Origin of the sequence: Halopenitus sp. H-Gu1 (genome assembly GCF_041821145.1) — an archaeon.
Taxonomy (GTDB): domain Archaea; phylum Halobacteriota; class Halobacteria; order Halobacteriales; family Haloferacaceae; genus Halopenitus.
On record NZ_JBGUBC010000011.1, the window covers coordinates 43,418 to 59,579 of the forward strand.

21 protein-coding genes and 1 tRNA gene are annotated in these 16,162 nt (G+C 64.1%); 10 read left to right on the forward strand and 12 right to left on the reverse strand.

Annotated features, from left to right (window positions below):
• The first annotated feature begins 84 nt into the window (after nt 1–84).
• Genes ACERIT_RS09735 through ACERIT_RS09745 form a run of 3 tightly spaced genes read left to right on the forward strand, consistent with a single transcriptional unit; the run spans nt 85 to nt 3,015 of the window.
• Nucleotides 85–1,752: a CTP synthase gene (locus ACERIT_RS09735; protein ID WP_373674657.1), complete on the forward strand. Its 1,668-nt coding sequence runs from the start codon at nt 85–87 to the stop codon at nt 1,750–1,752.
• Nucleotides 1,752–2,669 (forward strand): glutamine-hydrolyzing GMP synthase, encoded by a 918-nt coding sequence (gene guaA, locus ACERIT_RS09740; RefSeq protein WP_373674658.1) that lies wholly within the window; start codon nt 1,752–1,754, stop codon nt 2,667–2,669. The genes ACERIT_RS09735 and guaA overlap by 1 nt, the downstream gene beginning before the upstream one ends.
• Before the next feature lie 4 nt (nt 2,670–2,673).
• Entirely contained in the window at nt 2,674–3,015 is a 342-nt protein-coding gene (locus ACERIT_RS09745; protein WP_373674659.1) for a CTP synthetase, read from the forward strand.
• Nucleotides 3,016–3,030: 15 nt separating this feature from the next.
• Here the strand turns inward: ACERIT_RS09745 and ACERIT_RS09750 are convergent, their stop codons facing one another.
• The 11 genes from ACERIT_RS09750 to cofH all read right to left on the reverse strand — a co-directional run bounded on the left by ACERIT_RS09750 (nt 3,031) and on the right by cofH (nt 10,070).
• On the reverse strand, nt 3,031–3,618 hold the full coding sequence (locus ACERIT_RS09750) for a GTP-dependent dephospho-CoA kinase family protein (protein ID WP_373674660.1): 588 nt from the start codon (nt 3,616–3,618) through the stop codon (nt 3,031–3,033).
• Nucleotides 3,619–3,706: 88 nt separating this feature from the next.
• Nucleotides 3,707–3,904, reverse strand: a complete 198-nt coding sequence (gene spt4, locus ACERIT_RS09755; protein WP_373674661.1) for a transcription elongation factor subunit Spt4 — start codon at nt 3,902–3,904, stop codon at nt 3,707–3,709.
• Nucleotides 3,904–4,488: a DNA-directed RNA polymerase gene (locus tag ACERIT_RS09760; RefSeq protein WP_373674662.1), complete on the reverse strand. Its 585-nt coding sequence runs from the start codon at nt 4,486–4,488 to the stop codon at nt 3,904–3,906. The genes spt4 and ACERIT_RS09760 overlap by 1 nt, the downstream gene beginning before the upstream one ends.
• A 7-nt stretch (nt 4,489–4,495) precedes the next feature.
• Complete coding sequence (locus ACERIT_RS09765; RefSeq protein ID WP_373674663.1) at nt 4,496–4,990, reverse strand: PIN domain-containing protein; 495 nt, start codon at nt 4,988–4,990, stop codon at nt 4,496–4,498.
• A 1-nt stretch (nt 4,991) separates the two neighbouring features.
• Nucleotides 4,992–6,215: a translation initiation factor IF-2 subunit gamma gene (locus tag ACERIT_RS09770; RefSeq protein WP_373674664.1), complete on the reverse strand. Its 1,224-nt coding sequence runs from the start codon at nt 6,213–6,215 to the stop codon at nt 4,992–4,994.
• 142 nt (nt 6,216–6,357) lie between these two features.
• Nucleotides 6,358–6,609 carry a serpin family protein gene (locus ACERIT_RS09775; RefSeq protein ID WP_373674720.1) on the reverse strand — a complete coding sequence of 84 codons (252 nt, stop codon included), beginning with the start codon at nt 6,607–6,609 and terminating at the stop codon, nt 6,358–6,360.
• Nucleotides 6,581–7,018, reverse strand: coding sequence for a DUF5809 family protein (locus tag ACERIT_RS09780; RefSeq protein ID WP_373674665.1), 438 nt, complete (start codon nt 7,016–7,018; stop codon nt 6,581–6,583). Before ACERIT_RS09780 ends, ACERIT_RS09775 begins: the two co-directional genes overlap by 29 nt.
• Before the next feature lie 21 nt (nt 7,019–7,039).
• A complete protein-coding gene (locus ACERIT_RS09785; protein ID WP_373674666.1) occupies nt 7,040–7,525 on the reverse strand; it encodes a DUF5810 domain-containing protein in 486 nt (161 codons plus the stop codon).
• Nucleotides 7,526–7,603: 78 nt separating this feature from the next.
• Nucleotides 7,604–7,858 carry a DUF2250 domain-containing protein gene (locus ACERIT_RS09790; protein ID WP_373674667.1) on the reverse strand — a complete coding sequence of 85 codons (255 nt, stop codon included), beginning with the start codon at nt 7,856–7,858 and terminating at the stop codon, nt 7,604–7,606.
• Nucleotides 7,859–7,984: 126 nt separating this feature from the next.
• Nucleotides 7,985–8,572 (reverse strand): metal-dependent hydrolase, encoded by a 588-nt coding sequence (locus ACERIT_RS09795; RefSeq protein ID WP_373674668.1) that lies wholly within the window; start codon nt 8,570–8,572, stop codon nt 7,985–7,987.
• Between the two features lie 76 nt (nt 8,573–8,648).
• Entirely contained in the window at nt 8,649–10,070 is a 1,422-nt protein-coding gene (gene cofH / locus ACERIT_RS09800; RefSeq protein ID WP_373674669.1) for a 7,8-didemethyl-8-hydroxy-5-deazariboflavin synthase subunit CofH, read from the reverse strand.
• A 278-nt stretch (nt 10,071–10,348) separates the two neighbouring features.
• On the opposite strand from cofH, the gene ACERIT_RS09805 reads away from it, so the two are divergent.
• Nucleotides 10,349–11,386, forward strand: coding sequence for an NAD(P)/FAD-dependent oxidoreductase (locus ACERIT_RS09805; protein ID WP_373674670.1), 1,038 nt, complete (start codon nt 10,349–10,351; stop codon nt 11,384–11,386).
• 72 nt (nt 11,387–11,458) lie between these two features.
• Here ACERIT_RS09805 and ACERIT_RS09810 read toward each other — a convergent pair.
• Nucleotides 11,459–11,529: transfer RNA gene (locus ACERIT_RS09810), tRNA-Gly, on the reverse strand.
• A gap of 612 nt (nt 11,530–12,141) precedes the next feature.
• Between ACERIT_RS09810 and ACERIT_RS09815 the strand changes: the two genes are divergently transcribed.
• From ACERIT_RS09815 to ACERIT_RS09840, 6 genes are read left to right on the forward strand one after another with little or no spacing between them, the layout of a single operon-like run.
• Nucleotides 12,142–12,993, forward strand: a complete 852-nt coding sequence (locus ACERIT_RS09815; protein ID WP_373674671.1) for a putative RNA uridine N3 methyltransferase — start codon at nt 12,142–12,144, stop codon at nt 12,991–12,993.
• Nucleotides 12,994–12,997: 4 nt separating this feature from the next.
• Nucleotides 12,998–14,014: a 50S ribosomal protein L3 gene (locus tag ACERIT_RS09820; RefSeq protein WP_373674672.1), complete on the forward strand. Its 1,017-nt coding sequence runs from the start codon at nt 12,998–13,000 to the stop codon at nt 14,012–14,014.
• Between the two features lie 3 nt (nt 14,015–14,017).
• Nucleotides 14,018–14,764 carry a 50S ribosomal protein L4 gene (rpl4p, locus tag ACERIT_RS09825; RefSeq protein ID WP_373674673.1) on the forward strand — a complete coding sequence of 249 codons (747 nt, stop codon included), beginning with the start codon at nt 14,018–14,020 and terminating at the stop codon, nt 14,762–14,764.
• A complete protein-coding gene (locus ACERIT_RS09830) occupies nt 14,761–15,015 on the forward strand; it encodes a 50S ribosomal protein L23 (RefSeq protein WP_373674674.1) in 255 nt (84 codons plus the stop codon). The genes rpl4p and ACERIT_RS09830 overlap by 4 nt, the downstream gene beginning before the upstream one ends.
• Nucleotides 15,016–15,017: 2 nt before the next feature.
• Nucleotides 15,018–15,740, forward strand: a complete 723-nt coding sequence (locus ACERIT_RS09835; RefSeq protein ID WP_373674675.1) for a 50S ribosomal protein L2 — start codon at nt 15,018–15,020, stop codon at nt 15,738–15,740.
• Nucleotides 15,737–16,162 carry a 30S ribosomal protein S19 gene (locus ACERIT_RS09840; protein ID WP_373674676.1) on the forward strand — a complete coding sequence of 142 codons (426 nt, stop codon included), beginning with the start codon at nt 15,737–15,739 and terminating at the stop codon, nt 16,160–16,162. Before ACERIT_RS09835 ends, ACERIT_RS09840 begins: the two co-directional genes overlap by 4 nt.

Genomic DNA, 16,162 nt, shown 5'->3' on the forward strand with positions numbered 1-16,162 from the left:
GAAAGAGCGATCGAGCGCGTGTGAGAGTCTCGCAGTCGCCGGCGGTCCCGAAACCGTTTAGGTGGACGCTCGCGCACGGTCGGTATGCCGACGGATCCCGATACGGGGTACGACCCCTCGCTTGGCCGGAAGTTCGTATTCGTCACTGGAGGTGTCATGTCCGGGCTGGGTAAGGGAATCACCGCCGCCAGCACCGGCCGACTCCTTGCGAATGCGGGGTTCGACGTGACTGCAGTGAAGATCGATCCCTATCTGAACGTCGACGCCGGAACGATGAACCCGTACGAGCACGGCGAAGTGTACGTGCTCAAGGACGGCGGCGAGGTCGATCTGGATCTCGGGAACTACGAGCGGTTCCTCGGGGTCGACATGACCTCCGATCACAACGTCACGACGGGCAAGACCTACCAGCACGTCATCGAGAACGAACGCGCGGGGGAGTATCTCGGCAAGACCGTCCAGATCATCCCGCACGTCACCGACGACATCAAACGCCGGATCCGCGAGGCCGCCGAGGGGACGGACGTCTGTATCGTCGAGATCGGCGGGACGGTCGGGGACATCGAGTCGATGCCGTTCCTCGAGGCGCTCCGACAGTTCTCCCACGAGGAAGCCGATGAGGACGTTCTCTTTACCCACGTCACGCTCGTTCCCTACTCGAAGAACGGCGAACAGAAGACCAAACCCACCCAACACTCGGTCAAGGAGCTGCGGTCGATCGGCCTCCAGCCGGACATCCTCGTTGGCCGGTGTGCGGACCGGCTCGACCTGGAAGTCAAAGAGAAGATCGCCCTCTTTTGTGACGTCCCGACCGAGGCCGTCTTCTCGAATCCGGACGTCGAGGACGTCTATCACGTTCCCCTGATGGTCGAGGACGAGGGACTCGACGAGTACGTGATGTCCCGACTCGACATCGCCGAGGAGGCCCTTCCCAAACCGGAGCGCTCGACGCGATGGCGCGATCTCGTTACTCGCGATCGCGACGAGGAGATCGACGTCGCGCTCGTGGGCAAATACGCCCTCGAGGACGCCTACATGTCGATCCACGAGGCCCTCAAACACGCCGGCATCCACACGGAAACGGAGGTGAACGTGCTGTGGGTCGACGCCGACGAGATGGCCGAAGAACACGAAGAACGGCTCTCCGAGGCCGACGGTATCGTCGTTCCTGGTGGGTTCGGCTCCCGCGGGACGGACGGGAAGATCGAAGCGATCCGATACGCCCGCAGAAACGACGTGCCGTTCCTCGGGCTCTGTCTCGGCTTTCAACTCGCGGTCGTCGAGCACGCCCGCAACGTCCTCGGACTTGAGGACGCCCACTCCGCCGAACTCGATCCGGAGACGTCAGATCCCGTTATCGATCTCCTCCCCGAACAGTACGAGACCGAGGACATGGGTGGCACGATGCGACTCGGCGCCCACGAGACCGCGATCGAACCGGACACGCTCGCCGCCGATATTTACGAGGACGACTCCTGTACCGAACGACATCGTCACCGATACGAGGTGAATCCCGAGTACATCGACCGGCTTGAGTCCAACCACCTGCGCTTTTCGGGACGCGCCGAAAATCGCATGGAGATCCTCGAACGCGAGGACCATCCGTTCTTCTTCGGAACTCAGTACCATCCTGAGTTCCGATCGCGACCGGACCGGGCGAGTCCGCCGTTCGTGGCGTTCGTCAGGAAGGTTCTCGAGGAGACGCACGAGAAAACGGACGAGACATCCGCCGACGAGGAGGTTACCGCATAATGGTTGCTACCGACGAATTCATCGAAGAAGCGGTTGAACGGATCGGCGAACAGATCGGCGACTCAAACGCGATTATCGCCCTCTCCGGCGGTGTCGACTCCTCGGTGGCGGCAACGCTCGCCTACGAGGCCGTCGGCGACCAGCTCACTCCGGTGTACGTCGACACGGGGTTGATGCGCAAAGGAGAGACCGAGGAGATCCGAGAGACGTTCTCGTTCATGGACTCGCTGCGGGTGATCGAGGCGGCCGACCGCTACTTCGATCGGCTGGAGGGCGTCACCGATCCCGAGCGAAAACGCGAGGTCATCGGCGATCAGTTCATCCGCGAGTTCGAACGCGAGGCGCGAGACGTGGACGCCGATGTCCTCGTCCAGGGGACGATCTACCCCGACCGGATCGAAAGCGAGGGTGGGATCAAATCCCACCACAACGTCGGCGGACTTCCGGAGGTGATCGACTTCGAGACCATCGTCGAGCCGGTTCGTGACCTGTACAAAGACGAGGTCCGCGAGGTTGCGCGCGAACTCGGACTCGAGGAGATCATCTCGGAGCGAATGCCCTTCCCCGGCCCCGGACTCGCCGTCCGGGTCGTCGGCGAGGTCACCCCCGAGAAGGCCGACGTCGCCCGCGAGGCGTGTCACGTCGTCGAGGACGAACTCGAGGAGTACGACCCGTGGCAGGCGTTCGCCGCCGTCGTCGGGAAGGGGACCGGCGTGAAAGGCGATAACCGCGTCCACGGGTGGATCGTCGCCGTTCGCTCCGTCGAGAGCCGCGACGGGATGACCGCGCGCGCCCAGGAGATCGACTGGAACACCCTTCAACGCATCCAGAGCCGCATCACCGGCGAGAACGAAGACGTCGCCCGCGTGGTCTATGACGTGACCCACAAGCCGCCGGCGACGATCGAGTACGAGTGATTTGATGGTCGTCGTCGTACCCCTCGTCATCGTCGCAGGCCCGGACGAACACGATATCGGCGAGGCGTTCGACGCCCGCGGTGCCGAGGTCCGTCGGATACGGGACGTCGTCTCCGCCGACACGCTCCAAGATGCAGGCATCGAGAACGCCGATATCCTCGTGATCACGGACATCGACGAGGCGACCGGGATCGCGGTCGCCAAGGAGTTGAATCCTGAGGTCAGAGCCGTCGCCTACGCCGACCGGTCGCTCCCGGAGTTCCTCTCGGGCGTCGCCGACCTCGCGATCGATCCCGACCTGATGGACCCGGAGGTAGTCGCGGAAGAATTCCTCAACCGGAAATAGCCGTTCCCGTCCGCCTCACCCGTTCTCAAGGGTCTCGACGTCCACACCAAGCACTGCAAAGGCCTCCTCAATGTCGCCCTCGAACTTCGAAAGTAACTCGCGAGCGTCGCTTCTCGTCGTGTCGGAGATGGGAACGTGAACCATACCCGCCCCGGGCTGACCGTAGACCACGCTCGAGCCGAGCGGCGCGGCGGCGATCGCCGGTAGCGCGGCCAGATCCTCCTCGCCGTCGACTTCGATGACCGTCCGGTCCGAATGGTCGATCGCCTCCCGCAACGCGACGAGTAGGTCCCGTGAGAGTTCACCTGGCGGATTCTCGACTGCGATCCGGGTCTCGCCGATCCCGGTGAGGGCCCGACGGATCTCGGCTTCGACCGCCTCTCGCTCCGTCCGGCCGTCGATGAGGGCGACGTCGGGCTCCCGTCCCGCCATGTGGAGGTGGTATGTGACGACGTCGCCGACGGCGATGAGCGGCGCAGTCGCTCCCTCGGCATGTTCCACGCGCGTTTCGGCGACACGCTCGAGAAGGTCGTCGACGTCCGTCGTCACCGAACCAAGCGGCTCTTTGAACGCCGAACGGAGTTCCGTGGGGAGTCGTAACATGGCGAGATGGATCGATCACGCCGGTGTGCCGCAATGGGCACCGTTGTGTGTCGACATGGCTCCGGATACTGCGACGTGTCGCGATCGGCTATCGAACCTTCAGTGCGTAGGATCCGGCTTCGGTGATGTTCATTTCCTCTGCGATCTGGCTGTCCTCCGGGTGGTTAATGATCACGTATCCCGCCCAATCCTCGGTCAGTGAGGAGGATCCACAGAGCGTACACGTCTGTGAGTCGGGGTCGTTAACGTAGTGACACTCCCGACAGGCGAGACGATCCTCGGCCATCAGTCCTCCTCCACGACGCCTTCACTCTGCTGTTCGCGGCGTCGCTTTTCGGAGTCGAGCCACTCGTGTTTGCCCAGCCCTGGCTGTTTGGCGGTGAGTCCGATCTTCGAGTCACGGGGATTGCGCTCGTCGATGCTCTTTGTGACGATCCGGACGCGTACGGCGTCGTCGACGCCGAGCGTCTTATCGGAGTCCGAGGAGGCCAACTGCTGGTTGGCCGCGTCGAAGTTGAGGTATTCGTCAGTGATCTGGGAGACGTGCAACAGTCCGTCAACCGGGCCGATGCCGACGAAGGCACCGAACTCGACCGTCTCGACGACGGTCCCGTCGACGACTTCCTGCATTCCGGGATCGTAGGTGAGTGCGTCGAATTCGACGTCGTAATAGACGCCGGGGCGATTGGGCAACACCGCGCCATCGCCGATGTCGTGTACGTCGATGACGCTCACGACGCTGCCGACATCCTCATCCATTCGTCCCTCCAGTTTGTCCTGCAACAAGGCTTTCACCCGGTTCTCGGACACGTCCGCCAGGTGTTTCGGCGGTACTTCGACCGTATCTGTGAGTCGTACTCGCTTGTACATGCGTTCGCTATGGTTCCCTTATCGCCAGTGCGTTCTGCCCCCTTAAACCGATTACTGGTACGTTCCGGGCCAGGATTCGGTCCGTGAGGGTTCGATCGTTCGTGACGACGTACTCGACTGCGCCCCGTTCGGCGAGGGCAACGAGTACGTCGTCAGCGTATTCGTTCGTCGATCCGCTCGATTCCTCCCGCGTTCCGTTCGCCGCGTCCGTGTCGATCAGGTCGGCCCGTTGGGCCAGATCGGCGCCAACGTTCGCGGCGGCCGCTTCCGTCCCACCGCCGTCGGCGAGCCGATCGAGTTCGGCTCGAACGGCCGCCGGGACGACCGCCCGATACTCGCCCAGGAGCCGATCGAGTTCCTCGAAGAGGCGAACGTTTGCTTCCACGGGCGCCATCAACGCGCTCGTGTCCAACGCGACGACCGGAGCGGCCGAATCGCGGTCCGCAGTTCGGCTGCCGGTCGCGTTCCCGTTCGCTTCGTGCCGCGACGAGTTCCCGAACACGCTATTTCAGCGTCCCGACGCCGATGAGTCGCCAGCGCGCACCGACACGGCGGTTGATGGCGATCTGGACGCCCACCTCTGCACAGACGGGGCGTTTGAGACTCACCTCACACTCCCCGTCTCTCGCGCTCGTGACGGACCCGACCGTGGTGGCGGTGCCGACGGTGAGCATCAGCGGCTCGCCGGTGGAGATCTCCTCGATCTCTCCTTCGCCGACGATCCGATCGAGGAGATCGACGCCCATCTCGAAGGAGTCGCGCGTCGGCGGGAGCGCCCCCGGTTCCCCGGCGACCTGCCCCGCGAGCGCGTCGCCTTTCGTGAGACTCGGATCGAGCCCGGTTCCCACGCCGAGAAGGCCGCCCGGACGGGCGGTTTCAACCTGTTCACCGCCGGCTTGTAACGACCGGATCGTCGTCGTCAGCGGTTTCCACTCGGTTCGTCCCTCCTCGTCGATCTCCCGGCCCGGCCGGATCTCGAGATCGTCTCCGACCTCGAATTCGCCCTCGACGAGCGAGCCGCCGACGACGCCACCCTGGAGTTCCTCGAAGGTCGAGCCCGGACGATTGATGTCGAACGAGCGCGCGGCGTACATCTGGGCGGGCGCATTGGAATCGCGATCGGGGGTCGGGATCTCCTCTTCGATCGCCTGAATCAGCAGATCGAGGTTGACCTCCTGTTGGGCAGAGACGGGGACGATCGGTGCGCCCTCCGCGACGGTTCCCTCGACGAAGTCTCGGATCTGCTCGTGGTTGTCGATCGCGCGATCGCGGTCGACCAGATCGACTTTGTTCTGGGCGATGACGATGTCGTCGATCCCGATGATGTCGAGCGCCATCAGGTGCTCTTCGGTCTGTGCCTGCGGGACGTCCTCGGTCGCGCTCACGACGAGGACGGCGCCGTCCATGATCGCGGCGCCCGAGAGCATCGTCGCCATCAGCGTCTCGTGGCCCGGGGCGTCGACGAACGAGACCGTTCGTCGAGCCTCACTTTCAGTACCGTCGGGACATTCCTCCTCGACGGTGTATCGTTCCGGCTCCTCGAGGCCCGGGCAGTCGCGGAACGTGGCGTCCGCGTAGCCGAGCCGAATGGAGATGCCGCGTTTCATCTCCTCGGAGTGTTGGTCCGTCCACGATCCCGACAACGCCTGGACGAGCGTCGTCTTCCCGTGGTCGACGTGGCCGACGAGTCCGATGTTCACCTCCGGTTGTGTGTAGTCTTTTGTCACCGTAAACCTCCTTTGGGAGTAATCTTGTGCGGAATTCGCTCCGTGCGAGTGATAAAGTTGCTGTTCTCCGGACGGACGGTGTGGGAACAACCGACACCCACAACGGTGCTAGACGGGAGCGAAACCCCGGTTTTAGCCTGTGTTACTCCCAGCCAGCGGGGTCGACGGCCCGACCGACAAAGAGCACGACGCCGGTCGGCCGATCGCGGATCGCGAACAGGAACGGACGGTCGGCGATGAACTCGAAGGGGTCCATCGGCGCTGAGTCGGCTCGGATCACGACCCCAGTCGCGGCGGAGACGACCTGAATCGACGGATTCCGTGGGTCGAATGGCAGCTCCGAGCGACGCTCCGTCCGAGGGCGTTCACTCGTCGGTACGGAGCCGTTCGTGATAGATCCGGCCGAACGCGTTCCGCCGGAGGGTACCGATCGCGGCCTCCGTCTCCTCCTGGAACGTCGCCGCGATTACCCTCTCCGCGAACGGTGCGGCGTGCCAGACGATCCCGTCGACGTGTTCGGAGCCGAGCAGCTCGACGTCGTCCTCGTCGTATCTGTCTCGCGCGTCGAGCCACTCCTCGAAGGCCGACCGATCGCCCACATGGACTCGAAGCATGGATGCGAACAGCGCGTCACGGGCGGTTTCGACCACCTCGCCGGTGACGCGATCGGCATACTCGTCAGCGTCGAAGGACATCGCTTTCGCAGTCTCGCGAACGACCACCTTCGCGGCCGGTCCAGCCTCGGCGTACTGCGTGCGTGCCTCCGCCACCGTCTCCGGCGCGAACGCTCCCCGCGTGTTCATGGACACACGTACGCGTAACGTTCAAAAGGACGTTCCGTTTTCGCCGTCTTCCTCATCCACAGCCTCCTCGTCTTTCCCGTCCGCGTCCGTCCGCGTTTGACGGGCCAACTCCCGAGCCTTCTCGATCGCCGCCCGAGTCTCGGCGTCGGGAGCCGACGCGCCTGGACCGCCCGTACCGGTGGCGTCGACGTCCCGGCCGTGGCCGTGGTCGTGATCGTGATCATGACTCCGGTCGTGGCCCCGATCCGGAACGCCCTCCACGTCCGGTCGCCCGCGATCGTGATCGTGGACAGTATCCTCGAACACCTCCTGGTACTCGGCCGTCGTCGCGTACTCGGTCACCTCGGCAGCCAGTTCCGCCGGCTCCCGACGTGACCACTCCGGGGCGTGCTCCTCGAGCCACTCCTCGTGGTCGTCGCCGTGTAACATCGCCGTGAACGCGAGGTGGTGTGCCAGATGTTCGCCGTCACGCTGGGGCACCTCACAGACCGGACACGCATATCCCATCGGTAACGACTCGGGGAGTCGGGGATTTGAAAGCGTCGTCGAAGAACCGACCGGCACGTCCGATCCCGGGCCGAAGAACTACTCCGAGATGGGGTCGGTATCCCCGGCGTGGTATCGTTCGCTCCCGCGCTCCGTGACCCGGTAGACGACCTCGTCGCTGACGGGCTCGACGAGTCCCGACTCCGTGAGTGTCTCGAGTCGTCGTTCGACGTGTGCCACATGCAGGCCGGTGTTGCCCGCGATCAGCGCGGGATAGTCCGCACCGGACTCGAGGAGGTATCTAAGCACCCGCTCGTCGGTCCGATCGAGATCACGACACCGGCTTGCGGCCATACTGTGTCACACGTTACCATACCTTATATACCTATTGGTTGGTTATACGGAGGGTCACTTTCGACGCCTAGTGATCGCTTATACGCGACGTTCTTGACGTGTTGAGAGTCCACGACGACCCGGTCCTCACTCGACGATCGGTTCGACGTAGCGTGGAATCCGCTTTCTGATGAGTCCGTATACCGCGGCGACGATGAGGGCGACCGCGATCGCGGTACGAACGCTCTCGCCGAACCAGAAGATGCCGGGGACGGCCAGCACGAACGAGAGGGCGACGTCCTCGGGTGCACCGTCGTATCTGATGATCCGTCGCGGCGGGATCCAACGCCGTCCAGTGTGATGATAGACGCCGAGATCGGAGGTCGCCTCCCAGGGGGCGAGTTCCCGTGCGCCGCCGAGGGCGTCGGTAACGGAGTGGACCGCGGCCGCGGTCAGGCATAACGCGAGCGCGACCGTCGCCGTGGTGGGGACGAGGGCGGCGATCGCGACCGCCGGAACCGTCGGTATCCAGTAGAGAACGGGATAATGAAGCGTTTTCCGGTGTTCGCCGACGAACAGATCGAGGTCCGGAACGATCCCGCCGACGATCCCCGCGAGCGCGCCGGTAGCCGCTAGCTCGGGTGACACGGCGAGTAGCGGGAGCGCCAGCACGGGACCGACGACGACGTGGGTGGGTGCCATCATCCCCTGATCGGCAGATGGTTGGCCATCCACAGTATTCACTCCTACGGTGACGAGCCGGTGTGTGGATCGCCTTCGACTATCTCAGGAATCACTCTCAGGATCACCCTCAGTCGTCGAGGGCGACGGATTCGGAGTCCAGGTGGTCCTGGTCCCGATGGTCCCGATCGGCGAGCATCGGCGTGCCGTCTGCTCGCGGGCCGAGCGTCGGTCCGTGGGGTCGGTCCGTGGGGTCGATCACTCGCCGGGTGCGGTAGTCGGTCGAGCGCTCGACCGGGGTGCGGCCGATCGCCGTCACCATGTCAACGTATTCCTCAAAGCTCCGGTACTGGCCGAACTGGCCGCCGGCCCGTTTGGTGATCTCCTCGGAGAGGATCGTTCCCATGAAGTCGTCGGCGCCGCAGTTGAGCATCTTGAGCCCCTTCTCGTCGCCGTATTTGACCCACGACGACTGGACGTGCTCGACGTTGTCGAGAAACAGGCGCGAGACCGCGATCATCAGTTCATCCTCGGCGTCGCTCGCCCCGCTCTCGACGACGCCGTGTTCGGCCAGCGGCGTGTTCTCGTGGATGAACGATAGCGGGACGAACTCCGTGATCCCGCCGGTTCGATCCTGGAGATCGCGGACGACCTGCAGATGTTCGACGCGATGGGCGGCGTTCTCCACGTGGCCGTACATGATGGTCGCCGTCGTGTCGAGTCCGGCCGCCATCGCGCCTTCCATCGCCGCCACCCAGTCGTCGGTTCGGATCTTACCCGGGCAGATAACGTCGCGGACCTCGTCGACGAGGATCTCCGCGGCCGTCCCCGGCGCGCTGTCGAGACCGGCCTCGGCGAGTTCGCGATAGACGTCCTCGTAGCTCCAGTCAGTCCCGCGTTTTGCGTGGTAGGCCTCCTCGGGCGTCATCGAGTGGAGATGCACGCCATCGACCGACATCGCCGCCATCTGATCGCGATAGGTCCCCGGATCGGTCGCGTACACCTCCGGCGGCTTGTAGTTCACCTCGCGGGCGGGATCCGCGTGCGACCGGAGGATCTCGTGGTGGTCCTCGTTCAACGCGAAGGCGGGATGAAGCCCCGAGACTGAACACACCTCGGATATACCCAGATCGAGCGCATCCGAGACGATCCGGCGTGATTCCGCCGGCGTCTTCGTAAATCCGGGGTGGTCGATCCCGCTTTCGGCCTCGAAGGCGTGGGCGGAGTCCTTGAAGTTGCAGAACAGACAGCCCGTGTTGCACGCCGTCGTTACGTTGTTGTTGAGGTTGGCGACGAAGGTCACTTCCTCGCCGACGGTCTCCGCTCGCCTGCGGTCCGCCGCCTCGAGGACCGCCTCCTTGCGCTCCTGATCGATCCCGTTCGCGTCCGTGCCGGTCGTGATGAGCTCGATCCCGTCGGCCACGGTGAGACGCTTGCCGTCACGCGCCTTCGCTAACGCGTTCTCGAACGACTGGTCGGTCTCGGGACGTCGATCGAAGTCGGGATCGTCGGCGTCGAAGTCAGTTACATCCCGATCGCGCACGGAGGTCATTCAGCGAACGTCCACGTTCCACGGATAAAAAGGGATGGACCCCGGATCCGCTTGGATTCGGGATCCCGGGTGCCAGGCCTCGAATTCCGAATTCCGGATCCGGAATACCACCTGCTCCCCCATCCTCGCCGACGGCTCGCCCGTCGAGGATTCGACGCAGGATCTGGGCCGTGGAGACCACGAGATCCGAACCGACGACGGTGCCAATCGCCACGAGTCTCTCCCGAGTCGTCCCATCTAAAACCGACTGTTAAGTACCGGACTCCCGAACGATCCGTGTGACTGAGATCGGAATCATTGGTGCGGGCGCCGCGAGCGCGGCGGCCACGTTCGTCATCGACCGTGCGTGTCCCGATGCCGAAATAACCATCCTCGAGAAATCGGGCGGGGTCTGTGGACGTGCGGCAACGCGCCGACACGACGAACTCACCTACGACTACGGAGCGAACTACCTGAAGACCGACGACGAACGCATCATCGATCTGATCACGGAGACTCTGAATACGGACGGTCTCGTCGACGTTTCCGAGCCGATCTACACGTTCGATGCATCGGGAACGGTCGCTGCGGGTCGGGAGACGACGGCCCCGAAATGGAGCTATCGCAGGGGACTGACCCAGATCGCAAAGCGGCTCTTCGCGAGGACGGATGCGACGATCGCCCGCCGAACCCGAGTTGAGACGATCCGTCGCCGTGGCGAGGAGTGGGAGTTCGTGGATGCCGACGGGAAAACCTGGGGACCGTTTGCTGCCATCCTCGTCAGTCCTCCGGCACCGCAGACAGCTCAGCTACTTGCGGACGCCGAGTGGGAGTCACCGATTCGGTCGGCACTTCACACGGCCGTCGATGCGGTTCCGTATCGAACCGTCTGGACGGCTGTCCTGCACTATCCATTCGAACTCGAAGTTCCGTACTACGGGTTGGTAAACACCGATAACGAACACACCGTCGGGTGGATCTCACGGGAGGAGTGCAAACCGGCCCACGTCCCGAGTGGGGAGTCGCTGCTCATCGTTCAGGCCAACGACGAGTGGTCGAGAAAGCGGTATGATGCCGATCCCGCCGCGAACGTGAACCGACTCGCCACTGAGACGGCGGCGATCATCGGTGACGATCGAGTGGCCGATCCCGACTGGACCGATCAGCAAGGGTGGCGGGACGCGCTTCCGACGACGGGAGTGGATATGGCCCCGATCCGCGATGCGGCCTCGGAAGGGTTGTACTGTCTGGGAGACTGGGTCGCCGGTGAGGGCCGACTCCCTGCAGCGCTCGCGAACGGTCTGACAACCGGCCACCAACTGAAAGACGCGCTGTGAGGCCGGGGTGGCGTGGGAGAACGCGCGTTGGAACTATCGGTCGAAGAGTCGAAGTGAGGAACGAAAACGGGATGCACCGGCCGCGATTTGAACGCGGGTTGCAACCATGGCAAGGTTGCGTGATACCACTACACTACCGGTGCGTGCTTCGCATTCGTTTCTAACCCGAGGCACCAATAAAAGCGTTCCGTTCCGAGTCGTCCCCGTCCCGCGGTAGCACCCATGGCGATCGCCTGACTGGACGGCGATCGACCACGTCGATACGGGCGATTTCGGGGAGCTCGCACTCGGAAGCCCCCGATTCGTCGCCGTCGGAGCGTCCTCGGTACGACGGTATCTGCGTACCCCTGGTTGAGTATGGTTGTAGTTCGATGGGCAAGAGTATCGTTGATCGAGGGTCGAGTACGGTTGTATTGGTCTCGCGCGCGTTTGTGTACAGCGTTCGACGTTGCGAGAGATTCACATGGACATCGAGAGAGAGAGAGAGAGATCCGACCACGTCGCCCGACGTTCGACCATCGGAGAATTCGACGTCAGAGAAACGAACTCCGATATCGTGAGACCGATCTCGTCAACGCAATCCACGAACGTGGATCAACCGATCGCAGCAGGGAACTACCCTGGACGGGGCGATCGACGACCCCGTGAACGCCTCTCAACCGCCGTGTGAACGCCCCTCAGGACCAAACGTGTTCCGCTACCCTTTTACGCGCGGATCAGGAATGAGAGTGTACAGTCTGGTGACGAGACGATCCATGGACGGACTCACGTTGTGTGTTCCGTCGTCGGTCGTCCGAGAAGCCGAGGATCAACGCGAGGCAACTCGCAAACTCGGCTACGTGGGCCGTGCGGCCACGGTCTTCTCGGCGACCCGGCTCGTCGTCTTCCCCGACAGGGAGGGCGAACGCCGATGGGGAGGCGAGTTCGTCGGCACCGTACTCCGGTACGCCGCGACCCCACCCGATCTTCGATCGGGAATCTGGGACCGTCGCGACGAACTGGCGTACGCCGGCGTCCTTCCGCCGCTTCGGGTTTCGTCACGGACCGGCTCGACCCCCGACGGGGACGAGTCGTCAACACAGGGACTCGTGACCGAGGTCGGACCTGACGGCCGCGTCCGGGTCAATTCCCCGCCGTGGGAACACCCGATCTCGCTGCTTGCTCCATCCGATATGGAACTCAAGCAGGGAGAGCGCGTAACCATCAGGATCTCTTCGAGAGAACCGGTCCGTGCCCGCATCACCGGGAAGCCGGAGGACGGTTTCCAGGTCGTGGACGCGGACCTTCCGGAGCTGCTTGCCGACGACGGGTATGCGATCGCGACGTCACGACACGGGAAACGTCTCTCCGTGTCGTGGCTTGGCGAACTCGTCGAGGAGGTGTCCGACGCAAACGATCCGATCGTCGCGTTCGGCGCGCCGGGCAGGGGACTTCCGGAGATACTCGGGGTAGAACCCGAGGCAATTCGGGCCGCCAACGGCGGCCCCGTCGAACCCGATCCGGGGTTCGACCTCTGGGTGAACACGATCCCGCATCAGGGAAGCAAGGTGGTGCGAACGGAGGAAGCAATGTTCGCCTCCCTTGCGTCCCTCACACTCACGGAGTAAACACATGCCACAACCAAGCCGACCACGCAAAGGCTCGCTGGGCTTTGGACCGCGCAAGCGCGCGTCGAGCGAGGTGCCTCGCATCCGCTCGTGGCCCGACGACGAGGGAGCACCCGCGCTCCAAGGGTTCGCCGGCTACAAGGCCGGAATGACCCACGTCGTCATGGTCAATGATGAAGCCAACTCGCCGCGTGAGGGAATGGAGGAGTCCGTTCCCGTCACTGTCGTCGAGACGCCGCCGATGTATGCGGTGGCCCTGCGCGCCTACGAAGACACGCCGTACGGCAAGAAGCCGGTTACGGAGGTCTGGGGAAGCGAGTTCCACGAGGAACTCGACCGGACCCTCGATCTACCGGCGGAAGACACCTTTGAGGAGGACACGGAGGAGCTCACGGAGCTTCTCGAGTCGGGCGTCGTCGATGACGTTCGCGTCATCACCCACACTGCCCCCTCGGAGCTCGCAAACGTCCCGAAGAAGGAACCCGACGTCATGGAGACGCGAGTCGGCGGCGGCTCGCTCGACGAGCGCGCCGAGTTCGCACTCGACCTCGTCGAGGAGGGCGGCGCCCACGAGTTCGGCGACGTCTTCCGCGCGGGCGAGTACACCGACGTCTCCGGCATCACGAAGGGCAAAGGAACTCAAGGCCCCGTCAAACGGTGGGGCGTCCAGAAACGGAAGGGCAAACACGCCCGCCAGGGCTGGCGGCGCCGGATCGGGAACCTCGGTCCGTGGAACCCCTCGCGGGTTCGCTCGACGGTTCCCCAACAGGGACAGACCGGCTACCACCAGCGCACCGAGCTCAACAAGCGCCTCATCGACTTCGGCGAGGGCGACGACGCCTCCGTCGACGGCGGATTCGTCAACCACGGCGAGGTCGACGGATCGTATGCGCTCATCAAGGGCTCGTTGCCGGGACCGAACAAGCGGCTTCTTCGGTTCCGTCCAGCGATCCGACCGAACGACCAACCGCGCCTCGATCCCGAGGTCCGGTACGTATCAACGGCATCCAACCAGGGATAAACTATGAAGGCAACAGTACGAGACCTGGACGGCGACGACGTCGGAAGCGTGGAGCTTCCGGACGTCTTCGAGACCGCGTTCCGCCCGGACCTCATCCGGCGTGCGGTCTCCGTCGCACAGGCAAACCGAAAACAGGCGTACGGCGCCGACGAGTTCGCGGGGCTTCGAACCCCGGCGGAATCGCCCGGTTCCGGCCGCGGGATGGCACACATCCCCCAGGAGAACGGTCAGGCACGCCGCGTTCCGAGCGCGGTCTCCGGCCGTCGCGCACACCCGCCGAAGGCGGAAAAGGACCGATCGAAGAGCCTCAACGACAAGGAGCGACGTCTCGCCGTCCGGTCGGCCATCGCGGCCACGACGGACGCCGAGATCGTCGCCGATCGCGGTCACGCCTTCGACGAGGACGTCGAGCTCCCGCTCGTCGTCGCGGACGAGTTCGAGGACCTCGAGAAGACCCAGGACGCCCTGGCATTCCTCGAGAGCGTCGGACTCGACGCCGACATCGAGCGTGCCGAGGAGGGACGCTCCGTCCGAGCCGGTCGCGGGAAGACCCGCGGGCGGAAGTATCAACAGCCGAAGTCGGTCCTCTTCGTGACGAGCGAGGAGCCGTCGCGAGCCGCCCGCAATCTTTCGGGCGTCGACGTCGCGACCGCCTCCCAGATCGACGCGGAGGACCTCGCTCCGGGTTCACATCCGGGGCGACTCACCGTCTGGACCGAAAGCGCCCTCGAAGGGGTGGCCGACCGATGAGCTCGATCATCGAACATCCCATCGTCACGGAGAAGGCGATGGACGAGATGGACTTCGACAACAAGCTCCAGTTTCTCGTCCACATCGACGCCACCAAAGGCGAGATTCGAGACGCCATCGAGAACCGGTACGACGTCGACATCGAGAGCGTGAACACGCAGGTGACGCCGAGAGCCAAAAAGAAGGCGACGGTCACGCTCTCGCCGGACGACGACGCAACCGAAGTCGCATCCCGTATCGGGGTGTTCTGAACATGGGACGAAGAATTCAAGGACAGCGGCGAGGACGCGGCGGCTCGACGTTCCGAGCGCCCTCCCACCGCTACAAGGCGGATCTGTCGCACAAACAAAACGAAGGCGATGAGACGATCACCGGCGATGTCGTCGGGATCGAACACGACCCGGCCCGCTCGGCTCCGCTCGCGGAGATCGAGTTCGAGGACGGCGATCGCCGGCTCGTGCTCGCGCCCGAAGGTGTCTCGACCGGCGAGACGATCCAGGTCGGCGTGAGCGCGGAGATCAAACCCGGGAACACGCTCCCACTTGCGGAGATTCCCGAGGGCGTCCCGATCTGTAACGTCGAGAGCCAGCCGGGCGACGGCGGTAAGTTCGCCCGCGCCTCGGGCGTTTCGGCGACGCTTCTCACCCACGACCGTGACGTCGCGGTCGTTCAGCTACCGAGCGGTGAAGTAAAGCGACTGAACCCGCTATCGCGTGCGACGATCGGCGTCGTCGCCGGCGGGGGACGGACCGAAAAGCCGTTCGTGAAAGCCGGGAACAAACATCACAAGATGAAGGCGCGGGGGACGAAGTACCCGCGCGTTCGTGGTGTCGCGATGAACGCCGTCGACCACCCGTTCGGTGGCGGCGGTCGCCAGCACCCGGGACAGCCGAAATCCGTCTCGCGTGATGCACCGCCGGGACGGAAGGTCGGCGACATCGCATCGAAACGGACCGGACGAGGAGGAAACAAATGAGCTCCGAATACCGCATCGGCCGCGAGGGCGAGGAGTTCGCCTACCGTGGTCACACGCTCGACGAGCTGCAGGAACTCGATATCGAAGAAGTCGCGGAACTGCTTCCCGCACGCCAGCGGCGAACCATCAAACGAGGACTGGGCATCGAACAGCGAAAGCTGCTCAAGAAGGCCCGAAACCGAACCGAAGAGGAGACGGCCGACAATCCGATCCGGACGCATCTGCGCGACATGCCGATCCTGCCGGAGTTCGTCGGCTTGACCTTCTCCGTCTACACCGGCCAGAGCTTCGAACGCGTCAGGGTAGAACCCGAGATGATCGGCCACTACCTCGGCGAGTTCCAGCTCACGCGAACGTCCGTCGAACACGGACAGGCCGGCATCGGCGCGACCCGGTCCTCGAAGTTCGTGCCTCTCAAGTAA